This is a genomic window from Cutibacterium sp. LaCa_255 (genome assembly GCF_057458005.1).
In genome coordinates, this window is sequence record NZ_CP190956.1 from 103,311 (window position 1) to 119,404 (window position 16,094).

9 protein-coding genes and 1 pseudogene are annotated in these 16,094 nt (G+C 66.1%); 2 read left to right on the plus strand and 8 right to left on the minus strand.

What is annotated here, in order from left to right:
* The first annotated feature begins 10 nt into the window (after positions 1-10).
* A pseudogene (aspA, locus tag ACP8ML_RS00445) lies at positions 11-1,499 on the plus strand (aspartate ammonia-lyase).
* Between the two features lie 117 nt (positions 1,500-1,616).
* Here aspA and ACP8ML_RS00450 read toward each other — a convergent pair.
* Positions 1,617-1,898, minus strand: coding sequence for a GNAT family N-acetyltransferase (locus ACP8ML_RS00450; RefSeq protein WP_117188268.1), 282 nt, complete (start codon positions 1,896-1,898; stop codon positions 1,617-1,619).
* A 137-nt stretch (positions 1,899-2,035) separates the two neighbouring features.
* On the opposite strand from ACP8ML_RS00450, the gene ACP8ML_RS00455 reads away from it, so the two are divergent.
* The gene (locus ACP8ML_RS00455; RefSeq protein WP_117188264.1) at positions 2,036-3,487 is read left to right on the plus strand and encodes a catalase; all 1,452 of its coding nucleotides are present in this window, start codon (positions 2,036-2,038) and stop codon (positions 3,485-3,487) included.
* A gap of 145 nt (positions 3,488-3,632) precedes the next feature.
* Here ACP8ML_RS00455 and ACP8ML_RS00460 read toward each other — a convergent pair whose 3' ends face one another.
* From ACP8ML_RS00460 to ACP8ML_RS00490, 7 genes are all read right to left on the minus strand, one after another.
* Positions 3,633-5,378: an ABC transporter ATP-binding protein gene (locus tag ACP8ML_RS00460; RefSeq protein WP_117188262.1), complete on the minus strand. Its 1,746-nt coding sequence runs from the start codon at positions 5,376-5,378 to the stop codon at positions 3,633-3,635.
* Entirely contained in the window at positions 5,375-7,009 is a 1,635-nt protein-coding gene (locus tag ACP8ML_RS00465; RefSeq protein WP_486703059.1) for an ABC transporter ATP-binding protein, read from the minus strand. Before ACP8ML_RS00465 ends, ACP8ML_RS00460 begins: the two co-directional genes overlap by 4 nt.
* Positions 7,010-7,143: 134 nt before the next feature.
* Positions 7,144-8,136: a magnesium chelatase ATPase subunit I gene (locus tag ACP8ML_RS00470; protein WP_117188258.1), complete on the minus strand. Its 993-nt coding sequence runs from the start codon at positions 8,134-8,136 to the stop codon at positions 7,144-7,146.
* Between the two features lies 1 nt (position 8,137).
* The gene (locus ACP8ML_RS00475; protein ID WP_117188256.1) at positions 8,138-10,102 is read right to left on the minus strand and encodes a magnesium chelatase subunit D family protein; all 1,965 of its coding nucleotides are present in this window, start codon (positions 10,100-10,102) and stop codon (positions 8,138-8,140) included.
* A complete protein-coding gene (cobN, locus tag ACP8ML_RS00480) occupies positions 10,102-14,010 on the minus strand; it encodes a cobaltochelatase subunit CobN (RefSeq protein WP_117188254.1) in 3,909 nt (1,302 codons plus the stop codon). Before cobN ends, ACP8ML_RS00475 begins: the two co-directional genes overlap by 1 nt.
* The gene (locus tag ACP8ML_RS00485; RefSeq protein WP_016666686.1) at positions 14,007-15,107 is read right to left on the minus strand and encodes a radical SAM/SPASM domain-containing protein; all 1,101 of its coding nucleotides are present in this window, start codon (positions 15,105-15,107) and stop codon (positions 14,007-14,009) included. Before ACP8ML_RS00485 ends, cobN begins: the two co-directional genes overlap by 4 nt.
* Positions 15,104-16,087, minus strand: coding sequence for an ABC transporter ATP-binding protein (locus ACP8ML_RS00490; protein ID WP_429830877.1), 984 nt, complete (start codon positions 16,085-16,087; stop codon positions 15,104-15,106). The genes ACP8ML_RS00485 and ACP8ML_RS00490 overlap by 4 nt, the downstream gene beginning before the upstream one ends.
* Positions 16,088-16,094 lie beyond the last annotated feature (7 nt).

Here is a 16,094-nt window from a genome sequence, read left to right on the forward strand (position 1 = left end):
AAATAATATCGTGGTTAGGAGTAAAGGTGACTGGGGGCGGATTGAAGAGGACCTTCTTGGGAAACGGGAAATCTCGAATCAGTACTACTATGGAATCCATACATTGCGTGCTCTAGAGAATTTCCAAATGTCACGTGGATGCATGAACGACGAGCCTGACTTCATTCGTGGGATGGTTCAGGTGAAGAAGGCAGCAGCTCTGACGAACAAGCAGTTGAAGGTTCTGCCGAGTGATGTCGCTGACGCTATCGTCGCCGCATGCGATGCGATCTTGGATGATGGGCGCTGCATGGACCAATTCCCGACCGATTCCTTCCAAGAAGGAGCGGGAACCTCGATCAACATGAACACCAACGAGGTCATCGCCAACCTGGCTCTCGAAATGTTGGGATACCCGAAGGGTGTCTATGATGTCATCCACCCCAACGATGACGTCAACAAGTCCCAGTCGACCAATGACGCCTACGCCACCGGGTTCCGGCTTGGGGGTGTACGCCCTGCTGGAGGGGGTGAAACGAGCCGTCGCCGACCTTGCAGATAGTTTCGATGCCAAGGCCAAGGAATTTGCCGATGTACTGAAGATGGGACGCACCCAGTTGCAGGATGCTGTTCCCATGACTCTGGGTGAGGAGTTTGACGGGTACGTGCACAACATCCGTGCTGAACTGGACCGGCTTGATGTCGGAAGCGATCTTCTCGTAGAGGTCAACCTGGGCGGCACTGCCATCGGCACTCGGATCAACACCCCAGATGGATATGCCGAACTTGCCGCAGAGAAGCTGGCCAAGGTGACCGGGTACCCGATTCGTCCCTCCACTAACCTCATGGAATCGTCCTACGACAACGGCGCCTACATTGCTGTCCATTCCATCATCAAACGCCTGGCGGCGAAGATCTCCAAGATCTGCAACGATTTGAGACTGCTCTCATCGGGACCAAGGGCTGGGCTCAAGGAAATCAACCTTCCAGAGATGCAGGCAGGATCGTCCATCATGCCGGCCAAGGTGAATCCGGTCATTCCCGAGGTCGTTAACCAGATCTGTTTCAAGGTATTCGGAAACGATGTCACCTTCTGCTTCGCTGTCGAAGCTGGCCAGCTGGAACTCAATGTGATGGAACCGGCTCTGTCACAAGCAATGTTCGAGTCCATCCACCGTCTGATCAATGCCTGTGGCACCTTGCGTAGCAAATGCATTGACGGAATCACTGCAAATGCGGAGCGGTGCCGAAAGCATGTCACCAATTCCATTGGCATTTTGACCTACCTGAACGATGTGATTGGACACCATCAGGGAGATCTCATTGGCGAGGAGGCTGCCCGCACCGGAAAATCAGTTCGTGATGTCGTCCTCAAACGCGCTCTAATCCCCGAGGAAAGGCTGGATGAGATCATGTCGGCCCAGAACTTCCTTCACCCTCGATACTCCGGACGCACTTACGAGCCGAGCGACCGCGGTCTCCCGGAGGATCCCCGGACATTCGTGTCTGAGCGTCGCTGACACGCGATGATGCTCGCAGTCGGATGAATGCCGCCCTTGCACAATCCGTCGAAGTCTCCAGTGTGAGAGCGTGTGGGGGCTGAGTCTTGGAAAAGGCTTGGTCCCACCCACACACCTTTAGATAACGTTCACCGGGTGATCGGGGTGCTTGTCCAGCCATCCCCTGATGAAGGTGCAGTCCGGTCGTACCGTCAGGTTCTGGGAGGCGATGTCGTCGAGGGTAGATCGCGCCAGGGCGCTGCCAACCCCCTTGCCGCCGAAGGCGTCGAAGACCTCGGTGTGAGGCATGACGACAACGTCCCCCTCGCGGCGAAATTCTGCGAATCCGGCGAGCTCACCGTTGATATGAGACTCGTAGCGTGACTGCTGGTCGTTCTTGGTGACGATGACGTCGCTCATACTCCCATCGTCGGGCAACTGCGGCCCTATTGCCAGGGCCTTCGCAGGTGCTTTCACGGATGGCGTCATTTGCTTGGAAGTGACCGTGCCAAGGGGCAATGTGGAAGGAAGCACTCGACCTATCCGGAGAAGTCGTCATGCCCATTGATCCCAGTAAGCCGTCAACCAATACGAACGGTTCCCCCGCGCCCAGCGACGAATACTCCCTGACCGTCGGTGCCGACGGCCCGGTGCTGCTGCACGACGCCCACCTGGTTGACACCTTGGCCCATTTCAACCGCGAGAACATCCCCGAGCGCAAGCCACATGCCAAGGGGTCGGGGGCCTTCGGACACTTCGAGACCACCGCTGACGTCTCGGAGTACACCAAGGCCGGTTTCCTGCAGAGAGGCAAGGAGACCCCGATGCTGGCCCGCTTCTCCACGGTCGCCGGTGAGCTCGGTAGCCCCGACACGTGGCGTGACGTCCGTGGATTCTCGCTGAAGTTCTACACCGACGAAGGTAACTTCGACATGGTTGGCAACAACACCCCGGTGTTCTTCATGCGTGACCCGATGAAGTTCCCCCACTTCATTCGCTCACAGAAGCGCCTGCCAAACTCTGGCCTGCGCAGCCCCAACATGATGTACGACTACTGGAGCCTCTCCCCGGAGTCGGCCCACCAGGTCGCCTACCTCATGGGCCCGCGAGGCATTCCGCTCAGCTACCGCACCATGAACGGCTACTCCTCGCACACCTACTCGTGGGTGAACGCCGAGGGGAAGATCACGTGGGTGAAGTACCACTTCATCAGCGACCAGGGCGTCCACACCATGACCGCCGACCAGGCCAAGGCCGTCGTCGGGGATCACCCGGACATCCACCGCGAGGATCTGTTCAATCACATTGCTGACGGCGACCACCCGTCCTGGACCGTCAAGGTGCAGTTGATGCCCTACGACGATGCCAAGGACTACCGCTTCAACCCCTTCGACATCACCAAGGTGTGGCCACACAAGGACTACCCGCTGCACACCATCGGCAGGTTCACCCTGGACCGCAACCCGGAGAACTTCTTCGCCGAGATCGAGCAGGCGGCCTTCTCCCCGTCCAACACCGTCGAGGGCACCGGCCTCTCGCCCGACCGTATGTTGTTGAGCCGCGCCTTCGCCTACAACGATGCCGCCCGCAACCGTCTGGGCGTCAACTACGAGCAGCTTCCCGTGAACCGTCCGACCGTCGTGACGAATCAGTACGCCTTCGACGGCCAGATGACCTACGAGCATGCCGGATCGGCCCCGACCTACGCCCCGAACTCCTACGGCCGCAACTACGCCAGCGGTTACCGCGCCAGCTCGGAGGCCACCTGGGAGACCGACGGTGAGCTCGTTCGTGCCGCCCAGACCCTGCACGCCGAGGATGATGACTTCGGCCAGGCCCACACCCTGGTCCGTGACGTCTTCTCCGATCAGGAGCGCGACGAATTGGTGGAGACCCTCGTCGACCTGCTGACGAACTTCGACATGGAGGAGCCGGTCATTGGCAACACCCTGACCTACTGGCGCAATATCGACGCTGGTATCGCTGACAGGGTCGAGTCCACGATGTGATGTCGCTCTGACCCACTCGTGGTCCCCGGGGAATCAGGGTTCCCCGGGGACCCTCTCTTTCCAGCTGCGCCAGTTTCGGACACCTGCGCCGGGCTTTTCGCGGTGCGGGTGCCTCAAGGTGGCACAGCTGTGTGCCTGAGAGCGCTCAGTGCTGGCTCGACCACACCTGCCACAGTTTGGCGAAGGGGCCGCTGCCCTCGCGCAGTCGCTCGGGAGGCCCGACCTCCGCGATCCGCCCGTCCTCCATGACCGCGACCTCGTCAGCCATGGCCACCTGGGACAGCCGGTGGGCGACCAGCAGGGCCGTCCTTCCCCTGACGACCTCGACGGCGGCCCGGTCGAGGGCAGCCGCGCCCGAGCTTCCGGCCTCGGCTGTTGCCTCATCCAAGATGATGACCTGGGGATCGGCCAGCAAGGCCCGTGCCAGCGCCACCTGTTGGGCTTGGGCCGGGGAGAGCCGGGTTCCCAGTCGTCCCACCAGAGTGTCGACGCCATCGGCCAGATTCCTCACCCATTCGGCACCGACCTGGTCCAGAGCCTCCATGACGGTCTCGCGAACCTGGTCGTCAGGCCAGTTCTCGGCGGTGGCTGGTAACCCGAGAGCCACGTCGTCGAGAAGGCTGCCCGAGAAAGTGTGGATCTCCTGGCTGATGAGCACGGTTCGAGCCGCGCCAGGGGACATGACGACCTGACCAGACCGAGGTTCCAGCAGGCCAGCCACGAGTGCTGCCAGGGTCGACTTGCCAGCGCCGGATTCCCCGACGAGAACCATGGTGTGCCCGGCAGGGATGTCCAGGCTCACCTCGTGCAGCACGTCCGGACCGTCCTGATAGCCGAAACTCAGCCCCTCCACGTGAACCGACGACGGGCCCTGGTGGGTGTGCTCGACGACGGTTGGTTCCTCGTGACGGGCGTGGATCACACCCACCACCCGCTGCAGACATACCCAGGCAGTCTGCAGGTTGTTGAGGAACATCAGCAGGAACCGCACCGGGGAGAACAGCCTCAGCAGCACCAGGACTGCCGTCGCCGCCGCACCGACGCTGAGCTTGTTGCTGGTGACGAGTAGGTGTCCGGTCCATGCGACGCCGATGGTTGCCACAGCCTCACCGGCCAGCAGCCTGACGACGAGCCTGTTCCCGAGGAACCGTCCGCGGAGGTTCCAGCGGATGGCCTGCCAGGATCCGCCCGCCACCGTCCGAATACGCAGATTCTCCAGCCCAAAGGCCCGCACCACGTCAAGACCGTGGATGGTCGAGAGGATGTGCTGGGACTGGGTTGTCGATGCCCGCCTCTCAGCGCGATACACGGGCGGGGCAGTCCGCAGGAACTCCCGGATGGCCAGGCCGTAGAGCACGGCGGCGAGGAGCACAGGGATGAAGAAGGCCGGATGCAGGCTGGCCAACGCGCCCACTGACACAATCACCATGATCATGGTGTTGACAAGGCGCGGAAGGGCGCCATTCGCCGCGTCGCGTACCGCTTGGACGTCGTCGGACGCTCGTGAGACCAGGTCGGCGGTACCGGCCCGCTCCACCCGCTGCTGGTCCAGCCCCAGGCCGGCTTGGATCATCGACTCCCGCAACCGGGTGACGATGGTCGTGAAGAAGGACGGCGTCAGCGCCTGGGCAGCGCCATTGCAGATTCCCGACCCGATCACCGCGCCGGCCATGACGAGGGCCGGGGAGAGCAGGGACGAGGGCGAACGGTGGGCCCGAGCGGCGTCGATGATCCATCCGGTCGCCACCGGCACAGCCAGGTCCAGCAGGGCTGCCGCCGTGATGACCACGATCGCGCCGACTAGGTACCCGCGCACGCCGCGTGCCGCCCGGTGGACCTCGTGACGAACCTGGTCGGCAGTGGCGAGTGGCAGCCAACGGGGAGTGCTCATGACAGCATCCCCCGGTAGTCCTCGCGGGTCAGCAACTCGCGATGTGGGGCGCGGGCGACTTCGTGGCCGTCGTCGTCGAGCATGACGACCTCATCCATGCAGTCCAACAGGGCCGGGGACGCGGTGGCGATGACGGTGGTGCGTCCCCGCCGCAACTCCTGCAGCCGTTCAGCGATGGTGGCGGTCGTGACGGCGTCGATGCTGGTGGTGGGGTCGATCAGCACCAGACCGTCAGGGGAGTGCAGTAGGGCGCGCGCCAAAGCCAGACGCTGACGCTGACCTCCGGAGACCTGGCGTCCGCCCTCCCCGACCTCGGTCTCCAGACCGCGCGGCAGCGCCTTCGCGACGGTGTCCAGGGCGGCGGCGTCGACGACAGCATCGAGTTTGGCAACCGTCGTCTGGCGATTCAGCACGATGTTAGCCCGCGCGGTGTCGTCGAAGAGTTCCGGGGTGCGTGGAGCCATCAGGACCAGACGACGTCGCTGGGACGGGTTGAGACGACTGGCCGGCACCCCATTGAGCAGGGTTTTCGGCCCGTGATCGATGGCGTCAGCCATTGCGTCGCAGACGCGCTGCGGGGCGACGATCCCCAGGTGCGTCCCGGCCGGGACGTCCAGACAGAAGTCCGGCTCCTCGACTGGAACCCGTAGCCAGACCGGGCCGTCGCCGGGAGTGGTGCGGGCCCCGTCGTCGGGATGGACCGGCCAGGCCGCCGGGCTGTCACGCAGTTCGCAGAACCTGTCCCCGGAGGCGTTGGCGCTGGATAGTATCGTCGCGGTGTCGACGCCCAGGGCTCGCAGCGGTGGCCCAAGGGTCTGTGCCAGACCCACCACGGTGACGAGCTGCCCGACGCTGATGTGGCCCTTGAGGGTGAGCCACCCGGCCAGCACCGTGAGGGCGGTGATGAACACGCCGACCGAGGCGTTGATGGTGCCGGTGTAGACCCCCTTGATCTGACGGTTGCGCAGGGCGGCCGCCAGCCCCTCCCGACTCGCCACGCGGAATCTTTCGGTGGCGCGGTGCTCGGCCGACAACCCCTGGATGACGCGCAGCCCGCTGGTGAGATCGGCTGCGGACCCGGCCACCGCGGCCTCGGCCCGCCGCTCTCGGCGGGTGCTGCGCTTGACCGGGGCGACCCCCTTGACCGACAACAGGATGAGCAGCGGGACGATGCATACCGTCGCCAGCGCCAACCATCCGTTGATGAGAGCCATCGCGACGAGGGAACCGAGCAGGGTGACGGTGTTGCCGGGGATCGAAGTCAGGGCGATGAAGGCGCGCGACACCGCCCGGACGTCGGTGACGACGACGGCGAGAAGATCACCGGGAAGACGGGACGTCCCACCGATTCCCCCCGGAGCAGTGATCCGATCGAGGGCCTGGACACGAAGATCGTGCTCGGCCAGCCCGGCCCCGACATTGGTCTGCATCCGTACCGTCTGGGCTACCGCGCGGACCACGTAGGCCAGCGCAACCAGGGTCAGCCAGCCGACAAGGGCAGCACCATTGGCCGCGACCACTCCGTCATCAATGGCTCCGCCGAGGGCCATCGGCATCCCGATGTTGACCAGGCTGACGAAGGCTGAGGCGATCGACCCTGGCAGCAGCCACCGCTTCCCGTCATGAGACATCTGACGCACCACGGCCCGCCCGTCGTGGACCTCGTCGAGGCCGATGAGAGGGACGTCAATGGGCGGCGGGGTCTGTCTGGGGATGTGCGGAAGCCAACTCAGCCTCGGCTGCCAGTGCCGACGGGGAGTACGTATCACGCTGCCCCCGGACCGCCGACTGACTCGAGGGGACGCCGCCTCATGCGGTGCGGCAGGACGAGCCGGGCGGCCTGGGTGAGGTCGTCGGTGATGATCTCAGTGCGTCCGTTCCACGCCGCCAGGGTGCGCGCGGCCCTCACCATCATGATGTCGGCCCGGTGGCCGTCGACATGGGCGTTGATGCAGGTGCGGGCGACCGTCGTGAGGGTCTCGTCGTCGATCTGGACCTCCTTGACGAGCTCGGTGGCCAGTCCGATCCTCTTGCTGGTCTCGTGGCCTTCCTGTTCCCACTTGCGCGAGAGGCCGGTCGGATCGTCCTCGAAGGCCAGACGGCGGCGGATGACCTCGATGCGCTTCTCGGGGTCGTCCTCACCTCCGACGGTGACGCACAGTCCGAACCGGTCGAGCAGTTGGGGGCGCAGCTCGCCCTCCTCGGGATTCATAGTACCGACCAGGGTGAATCTCGCCGGATGGGTGACACTGATTCCCTCCCGCTCGACGGTGTTGACGCCCATCGCGGCGGAGTCCAGCAGCAGGTCGACGACGTGATCGTCGAGCAGGTTCACCTCGTCGACGTAGAGGATCGCCCGGTGCGCCGCAGCCAACAGACCGGGTTCGAAGCGACGTCGTCCCTCCCGCAGGGCAATCTCCATGTCGAGGGTGCCGGTGACGCGATCCTCGGTAGCTCCCACCGGCAGCTCGACGACCGGCACCCGGACGGTACGCGGCTCGGGCATGGTTGCCGGCAGGCCAAGCTCCTCGGCGTGGGCCGAGTACTCCTCGGGGGACAGGTGGTAGGCGCCGGGAACCTCCCGGTGCTGCGGGAGCAGGGCTGCCAGACCACGGACCGCAGTGGACTTCGCGGTGCCCTTCTCGCCGCGGATGAGCACCCCGGACAGATCGGGGCTGATCGAGGCGAGGATGAGGGCCAGCTTCATCTCCTCCTGTCCGACGATGGCGCAGAAGGGGTAGACGGGGCGTTGTGCCATGTCAGCGGTCCTTTCGGGGTTGGGTCGGGTCGAGTTGGGAGACGACGTTCACGAGGTCGTCGGCACGTAGGTCGTCGATGCGCAGGCAGGGTCCGCCCAGGGCCGTCGCGATGTCGTTGGCCCTGGACAGTTGGATGCCGCGGGGGTCCTCAGTATCGATGACGACCCAGCTGAGACGCCGGTCGGCGCCGATCTCGTCCGCCACTTTGAGGGCTTCGTCGGTGGCGCGGGAGTTGGGTTTGTCGTCCAGGCCGACGTTGCTGCGTCCGTCGGTGACGAGCACCAACAGCGGACGCAGACCGGGGTCCTTGAGCAGCAGGGGCCGGACGACCTCGCAGGCCGTTACGAGCCCAGCCGCCAGAGGAGTGCGACCGCCGACGGGAAGCTCGGCCAGGCCGCGTTGGGCCACCTCCACCGAGGAGGTCACCGGGACGAGCACCTCGGCCCGGTCGCGGCGGAAACCGATGAGGCAGACCCGGTCACGCTTGACGTAGGCGTCGAGCAGCAGGGAGAGGATAGCCCCCTTGGAGGCGGTCATCCGGCCCCGTGACCCCATCGACCCGGAGGCGTCGACGACGAGGATGACGCAGGAGGCCGACCGTCCGGTCCTCACCTTGGCCCGCCAGTCACCCGGCTCGACGTGGACCGCCATCGCGGGACGACTCGGGTCGGCTCGGCGTGACCTCTGGTGCACCGCGGCGGCACGCAGGGTGGCGTCCAGGGCAAGGTCGTCGGGGACGGTCGTGGGGCGGGCCGAGATGTAACGACCGCGTCGATCCTTGCTGCGGGTACGCAGGCGTCGTCCGGAGGCGCGGCGCGCCAGACGATCTTGACCGGGTTCCAGAGGCCGAATGGCGAAAGGATCCCCGACGGCAGCGACCTGTTCCCCGGGGTTGGGTTGTTGGTTCGTCTGGTCGGTCTGGTCATCAGGATCTGCGTGGTCATCGCGTTGTTGATCGTCCTGACTGCCGGGTGGCGGAGCAGCATCCTCGTTCTGAAACCGGTTTTCCACGTCGTCATTGGGATCCCGGTCGGGCTGGTCAGACTGGTGATCAGGTTGGTTGGGCTGTTGGTCCTCGGACTGCTCCTGCTGTTGCGGCTCGGGTGGCCGAGTAGGGGCCGACGGGGTTTCGTCGCGGCGACGATGCCGCAGCACCATCTCGCTGACCGCCAACACGTCGTCCTCGGTGGCGATCCCGCGACCGGCCAGAGCGGCATGAGCGCGGGTGGCCTCGGCCATGACGATGTCGGCCCGGTGACCGGCGACGTGGTTGTGTCGACACAGCGAGCCGATGAGCTCGGTGACGGTGCGGTTCAGCGCGATCTGGTCGACGATGCGCTGCGCCCTGCCGATGGCCGCGGCCTGGCGTTCCTGGTCGTCCTGCCAACGGCGTGCGAACCCACTCGGGTCGGCGTCGTGGTCGAGCCGACGCCGGATGATCTCGGCGCGAGTGTCCGGGTCCGACTCGCCGTGCACCTCGACGCACAGTCCGAACCGGTCCAGCAACTGGGGGCGCAGAGCACCTTCCTCCGGGTTCATGGTCCCGACCAGGACGAATCGGCTGGCCAGGGTGGCCGTCAGGCCCTCCCGCTCCACCCGGAACGTACCGGCGCACGCGTCGATGACGAGGTCGACGAGGTGGTCGTCGAGGAGGTTGACCTCGTCGACGTAGAGCACCCCGCCGTCGACCTCGCTCAGCAGGCCCGGCTGGAGTACTGGCCGGCCCGACGTCAGGGTGGCCTCCAGGTCGAGTCCTCCGACGAGACGATCCTCGGTGGCGCCCAGGGCCAACGTCCTCATCACCTGACTCGGCAGCAGCTCTGCCAGACCACGGCCCACCGTCGACTTGGCCGTCCCCTTCTCACCACTGAGGACGACCCCGCCGATACGGGGGTTGACCGCGCACAACAGCAGGGCAAGTTTCGTCTCGTCCTGTCTGACGATGGCGGTGAAAGGGTAGGTCATCAGGCCAACCCCAGCCCGGCCAGGTCGAGCCCACCATCAGCGGTCACGGACGCAGAGCGCGTCGCAGCGGCGGACGGGTGCGGGTCGTCGGAGACCTCCTCGATGGTCCCCTCGATGTCGGCGTAGGTGTCCTGCAACTCCTCGACGGTGCCCGGGTCGGCCTGCCAGATGTTGCGCTGGGCGGCGTCAAGGAGCTTGTCCACGATGTTGTGCAGGGCGTGCGGGTTGACCTCGTGGAACCACTCCTGCATCGCCGGGTCGAGGGCATAACGACGCGCCACCTTCTCCCACAGGCCGTCGTCGACGACGTCGGCGGTGGCGTCCCAGCCGATGAGGATGTCGAGCACCTTGGACAGGTCCCCGGCCCCTTTGTACCCGTGGCGCTGCAGACCCTCGATCCACGACGGGTTGAGGATTCGGGAGCGCAGGATGATCCGGGCCTCCTGCGTGGTGGTGCGTGTGGCGATCCGGGCGGGATCGGAGGAGTCACCCACGAACGACATCGGTGCCTCACCGCGCACCGTCGTCGCAGCGGCGATGAGCCCGCCGTAGTAGTTGTAGAAGTCGGTGCAGCTGAGCATGTCGTACTCGCGGGTGTCCTCGTTCTTGACGGTGACGTCCATCCGCGACAACGCAGCGGTGAATCTCTCGGTCTCGACGTCCCCGAACACCCCCTCGCCGTAGGCGTGGGAGGAGGCTGCGATGTAGGCCCGTCCCAGATCGGCCTTGTCCTGCCACGCCTTGGTCTCGATGAGTTCCTCCACATCAGCGCCGTATCCGCCGGGTGGGCAACCGAAGACCCGCAGTGTCGCCTTGCGACGAGCCTGCTCGACGTCGATCCCGCGAGCGATCATGTCGGCGACGTCGGCCTCGACGTGGGCGCGCAACATGTTGTCGTCGTCGGCCTCCGGCAGGGCGGCGACCATCCGGACCGCCCGGTCGACCATCTCGACGAGGTTGGGGAGGGCGTCCCGGAAGAGCCCCGAGATGCGCGGGGAGACGTCGATGCGAGGGCGCCCCAGCTCGACCGGGTCGATGATCTGCAACCCGCTGACAAGGCCCGATGACTCCCAGATCGGACGCACCCCCATGAGGTACAGGATCTCGGCGATGTCGGCCCCGCCGCTGCGCATGTTGGCCGTCCCCCACACCACGACCCCGACGGTGCGCGGCCAGGGCTGGTCGGGGTGGGCCTCGGCGTACCCGGCGAGCAACTGGTCGGCCAGCTCGACCCCTTCCAGCCATCCGGTTGGTGTCGGCATGGCCTCGGGATCCAGGGAGAAGAAATTCCGACCGGTCGGCAGGATGTGGGCGTTACCCCGGCTGGGTGCCCCCGACGGTCCAGGAGACACGAATCCGCCGTCCAGAGCCGTCATGATCGACTCGATCTCGTCCCGGGTGGCGTCCAGACGCGGCATGAGGTCGGTGATGACCCAGGTGAGGGTCTCGACGACATCCCCGCGTTCGGCGCCGAGTTGTTCGAGACTCATCTGGACCGCCAGGTCTCGGGCTTTGTTGGCGTCGAAGCATCCGCCGTGGTGACAGGCGATGACCGGGGCCAGCAGGTCGACACACTGCTGGTGGGCAGCTTCCATGATCCCGCGTCCGGTCAGGCCATCCGGCAGGTCGGCGGTGACGGTGACCGGCTCGCCAGCCTTCGCGCTGACCTCGTCGAGGCTCGTCCCCCAGGTGTCCAGCACCGCTTCCCGCAGGGACGGCACGTGGCCGTTGGACTGACGGGTCAACTGGGCGACGTACTCCACCTCGGCCGCGGCGGGGTCGTCCTGGCCTGCGACGAGCTGTCCGAGCACGTGCAGACCGTCGGAGATCTCGCGGTCCTGCAGCTCGAGCAGGTGGTGATGGACCTTGTCGAGCAGCTCGACGGGGTCGATGTCGACGTCCTCGGGGGCCAGCCCCAGATCAGTGTCCAGACCGGCCTCCACCACGGCGCCCCACACCTGTTCGGCGACGAGACGGGCGCGCTGCGGGCTTTGTGACTCCGCCCCGGCGTGCTCGCGCAGGATCCGGTCGATCTCGGCGGTGGAGTCGTACAGACCGGCCTGACGCATGGGAGGGGTGAGATGGTCGACAAGAGCGGCGGCGCTGCGTCTCTTGGCCTGGGTGCCCTCGCCGGGGTTGTTGATGATGTACGGGTAGATGTTGACCATCCGGTCCAGGGCGAGCTCCGGGTAGCACTCCTCGGACAGGCCTAGTCCCTTGCCGGGAAGCCATTCCAGGCTGCCGTGGGTGCCGACGTGGATGACGGCGTCGGCCTTGAAGACGTCACGGATCCAGCGGTAGTGGGCCAGGTAGTGGTGCGGGGGAGGCAGCACCGGGTCGTGGATGACGGAATCCGTGATGGCCTCGAAGTTCCCGCGCGGCGGTTGGATCGTCAGCAGCACGTTGCCGTCGAGGTGACCGGCGAAGGAGAACTCGTCGTCGTGGACGAAGAGGGTTCCTGGGTGCGGCCCCCAGTTGCGGTCCATGCACTCCCGCACGGACTCCGGCAGTGTCCGGTACCAGGGGCGGGAAGTATCCAGATCGGCGTGGGCCTCGGAGCGGTCGTGCATCTGTTCGAGAGTGAGCCAGCGCTGGTCGCAGGTCAGGCAGGACAGCAGCACCTGGGCGATGTCGTCGGCATGATCGAACTGTTCCGGGACGTCGTACCCCTCATCGGCCATCCGGATGAGCAGTTGGCGCACTGACTCGAAGGTGTCCAGCCCCGTCGCACAGCCGATGCGGTCGTTGCGTGGCGGGTGGTGGTGGAAGACGATCGCGACCTTGCGCTGGTTGGCCGGGGTGCGGGCCAGGCGAGCCCAGGACAGGGCCAGCTCGGCCATCGCCTCGGGGCGTCCCGGGACGGGGATCATGCGAGGGACGACGGCTCCGGTGAGTTCGTCGACCTCGTCGGCTTCCCGGGTGGCGAGGAACTTGGTGATGAGGGCGCCGTCGAACTCCGGTTGGGCGGCCTGGGTGGCGATGTCCATCGACCCCATGCCTTGGGCAGTGGCCCCCCACGCGGCCCGCGGTGCATAGGAGGTGAGGGCATGCAGCACGCTGACGCCCAGGTTCGGGTAGGCGTTGGCATTAGCAGGGACGCCGGCCGTCATCGACATCCCGTGGACGTCGACGAGGGTGTCGATGACCCGGTTGCCCTTCTCGTCGCGTAGCAGGGTCTCCAAGGTCTGGGTCATACCCATGTTCCCGCGCCGAGAGTCGGGCAGACGCAGGCAGAAGAAGGGGACGGTGTTGGCGTCAAGCTCCTCGACGGCCTCGACGAGGGCTCGGATGTGCGCGGTGTCGTGCTCCAGCCAGTAGCTGCGCGGGAAGGTGATCCCGATGGTGGGACGGTCGGGGTTCAGGTGGTGCTGGTAATCGGCCAGGCTCGTGAACAGGCCGTGACGCGGATGCCAGATTCCCTCGGTGGGGGCACGGACGACCTCGGGGACGGGCACGTTCCCATCCGTCACCCGGTCGACGAGAACTCGTAGCGCCGCCTCGATGTTGTCCGGACCGCTCATTCCCAGCAGGCTGATGAGCCCCTTCCAAGTGCCGTCGTCGAGGCCGCTGGCCCATTCCTGGGCGGCGAGCAGGCCGTCGTCGTCACCGGAGGTGGGTTGGATGTGGATCCACGGCAGCGACAGTCCGGAGTCGCGACGGTCCTGCCAGGCCTCGACGAGGTCCGACCACGCCGGGCAGGAGGCCGTCCCACCGTGGAGACTCAGCACGACGGCGTCACTGCGAGCGGCTGCTCGGGCGAAGGCGCGGGACAACTCCGGATCGAGGAGTTGGTCCTTGGTGCGGCCGAAGAGGGTGACGTCGAGGCCGTCAGCCCTCATCCGTGAGAGCGCCTGGCTGACGAGGGTGAGTTCGCCTCCGGTGGCTGAGAAGAAACACAGGGTGGTCATGATGCGGTCTCCAGACGGGCGAGGGTGTCGTCGATGAGGCAGGTGAGTGGGGTGCGAGCCTGCTCCGGGTCGGCGAGGTTGTTGGCCTCGACACGGGAGGGGCAGTCGCCGGGACAGCGGCCGGCCAGGGCGCAGCGATGGCATGGTCCGCGCAAGGTGTGGACGTCCTGGGAGAAACGGTGTTTGAGGCGGTCCCAGTCAACGTCGTGGACGGTTCCGGCCCGGGATGCCGGGTCCCCGACGGACTGGGAGCAGGGGTAGACGCTGCCGTCCGGGGCCACCGCCATGGATTCCCCGACAGCTGCGTGGCAGTAGGGACGGTTGGACACCGACAGCGGAAGCAGGGTGCGACCGGAGGGGTCGACAGTGGTGGGTGTGTTCGCCGGGGAGCGATGCATAGCAGCCCGGACGGTCTCCAGTTCCCGCCAGACCAGGGGTCTCGCCCGCATCGCGTTGACCTGGGTCAGGCGTCGGTACAGGGCGGTGATCCCTCCGACGACGGCGTCATCGGAGGGGACGAGATCGCCTCTGCCCGCCGCGCTGCCGATCCCCACCAGTGGGTCGAGGCCGAACCCGGTGACATTGGGCAGTCCCCCCAGGGTGACGGCCAGTTCGTCGAGGTGGTCGATGTTGAGGGCCGAGAGCACCGTCGTCACTCGTACCGGGATGTCGGCTCGGGCCAGGGCGAGCAGACCCCGGAAGGTCGGGGCCGCCGAACCGCGGGCTCTCTCCTGCACCTGCGGTGGACCGTCGACGCTCACCCCGACACGCACGTTACGGCGTGTGAACATGGCAATGATCTCGTCGTCGAGGCGTGCTGCGTTGGTCTGGATGCCACAGGTGACCCGTCCACCTCGGATGGCCGCAACTCTCTCGGCGACGTGCTCGATGAGGGAGGGCACCAGGGTGGGCTCACCACCGGCCAACTGCACATGGGCTGGCTGGCCGGTCGTACGAACCCCCTCGGCGAGAAGATCCAGGGAGGCATCGGCGACCTCGGTCGGCATCCGGCCGCCCCGGCGATCCCGGCGGTAACAGTAAGGGCAGGCAAGGTCGCAGGCGGCGGTGGGCCACAGCACGAGATAGCGGACGGTCATGACCGGCTGACCTCCTGTTGACGTCCGACGAGGTGATCATGGAGTTGTGACAGGGTTGGCAGGACGCGGTCATCCACCACCCAGCCACCGTTGGCCACGCTCACCGTGACGCTGACGTCCGCAAGGTCCTGGACCACCCGGTATCCGGATCGTGTCAAGGTGTGATGAGCAAGGTCGGCATCCACCGACCCCACGACCCGCGCCGTGGGGCATCCGTCGTCGGACTGCCAGAAGGTGAGGGTGTGGAGGTCGAAGGTGATCCCCTCGGTGCGGAAGGCCTCCTCGAGAGCGCCGGTACGGGCCAGGTCCTCAGGGGCGCCGATCGTCACGTCAGTGCCATGCCCAGCCACCCACAGGGTGTCGGCGTAACGCATCACCGGCTCGATGTCGTGGCTGCACACCACGACGGCGATGTCCCTCGCCGTGCACACCTCGCGCAGCATTCCGAGCAGGGCGATACGGCCCGGCGGATCGAGGAAGGAGGTTGGCTCGTCGAGCAGCAGGATGGACGGCTCCTGAGCCAGTGCCCGAGCTACCATGACCCGCTGACGCTGTCCGTCCGACAATTCGCCAACGAAGTCCCCAGCCAACTCGGTGGCCCCCACCGCCGCCAAGGACTCGTCGATGACGGCCTGGTCATGGGGCCGCAGCCGACCCCCGATTCCGGAATGGGGGTGACGTCCCAGCGAGACGACATCCCTGGAGGTGAGGCGGGCGACCGAGACCCGGTCCGTCAACACCGTGGAGAGGGTCTGGGCGATCTGACGGCGAGACATCTTTGACGTCGGTGTGCCATTGAGGGACACCTCGCCACCCAGAATGGGCTGCAAGCCGGCCACCGACCGCAGCAGGGTTGACTTGCCGGCCCCGTTGGGGCCGACCAGCCCAATCATTCGACCGGCCTCCACCGATCCCGTCACCCCGGACAACACCGTCGTGACGTGGTGGCCCGAGGTGTAGCCGACGGACAAATCCGTCATGGCAAGA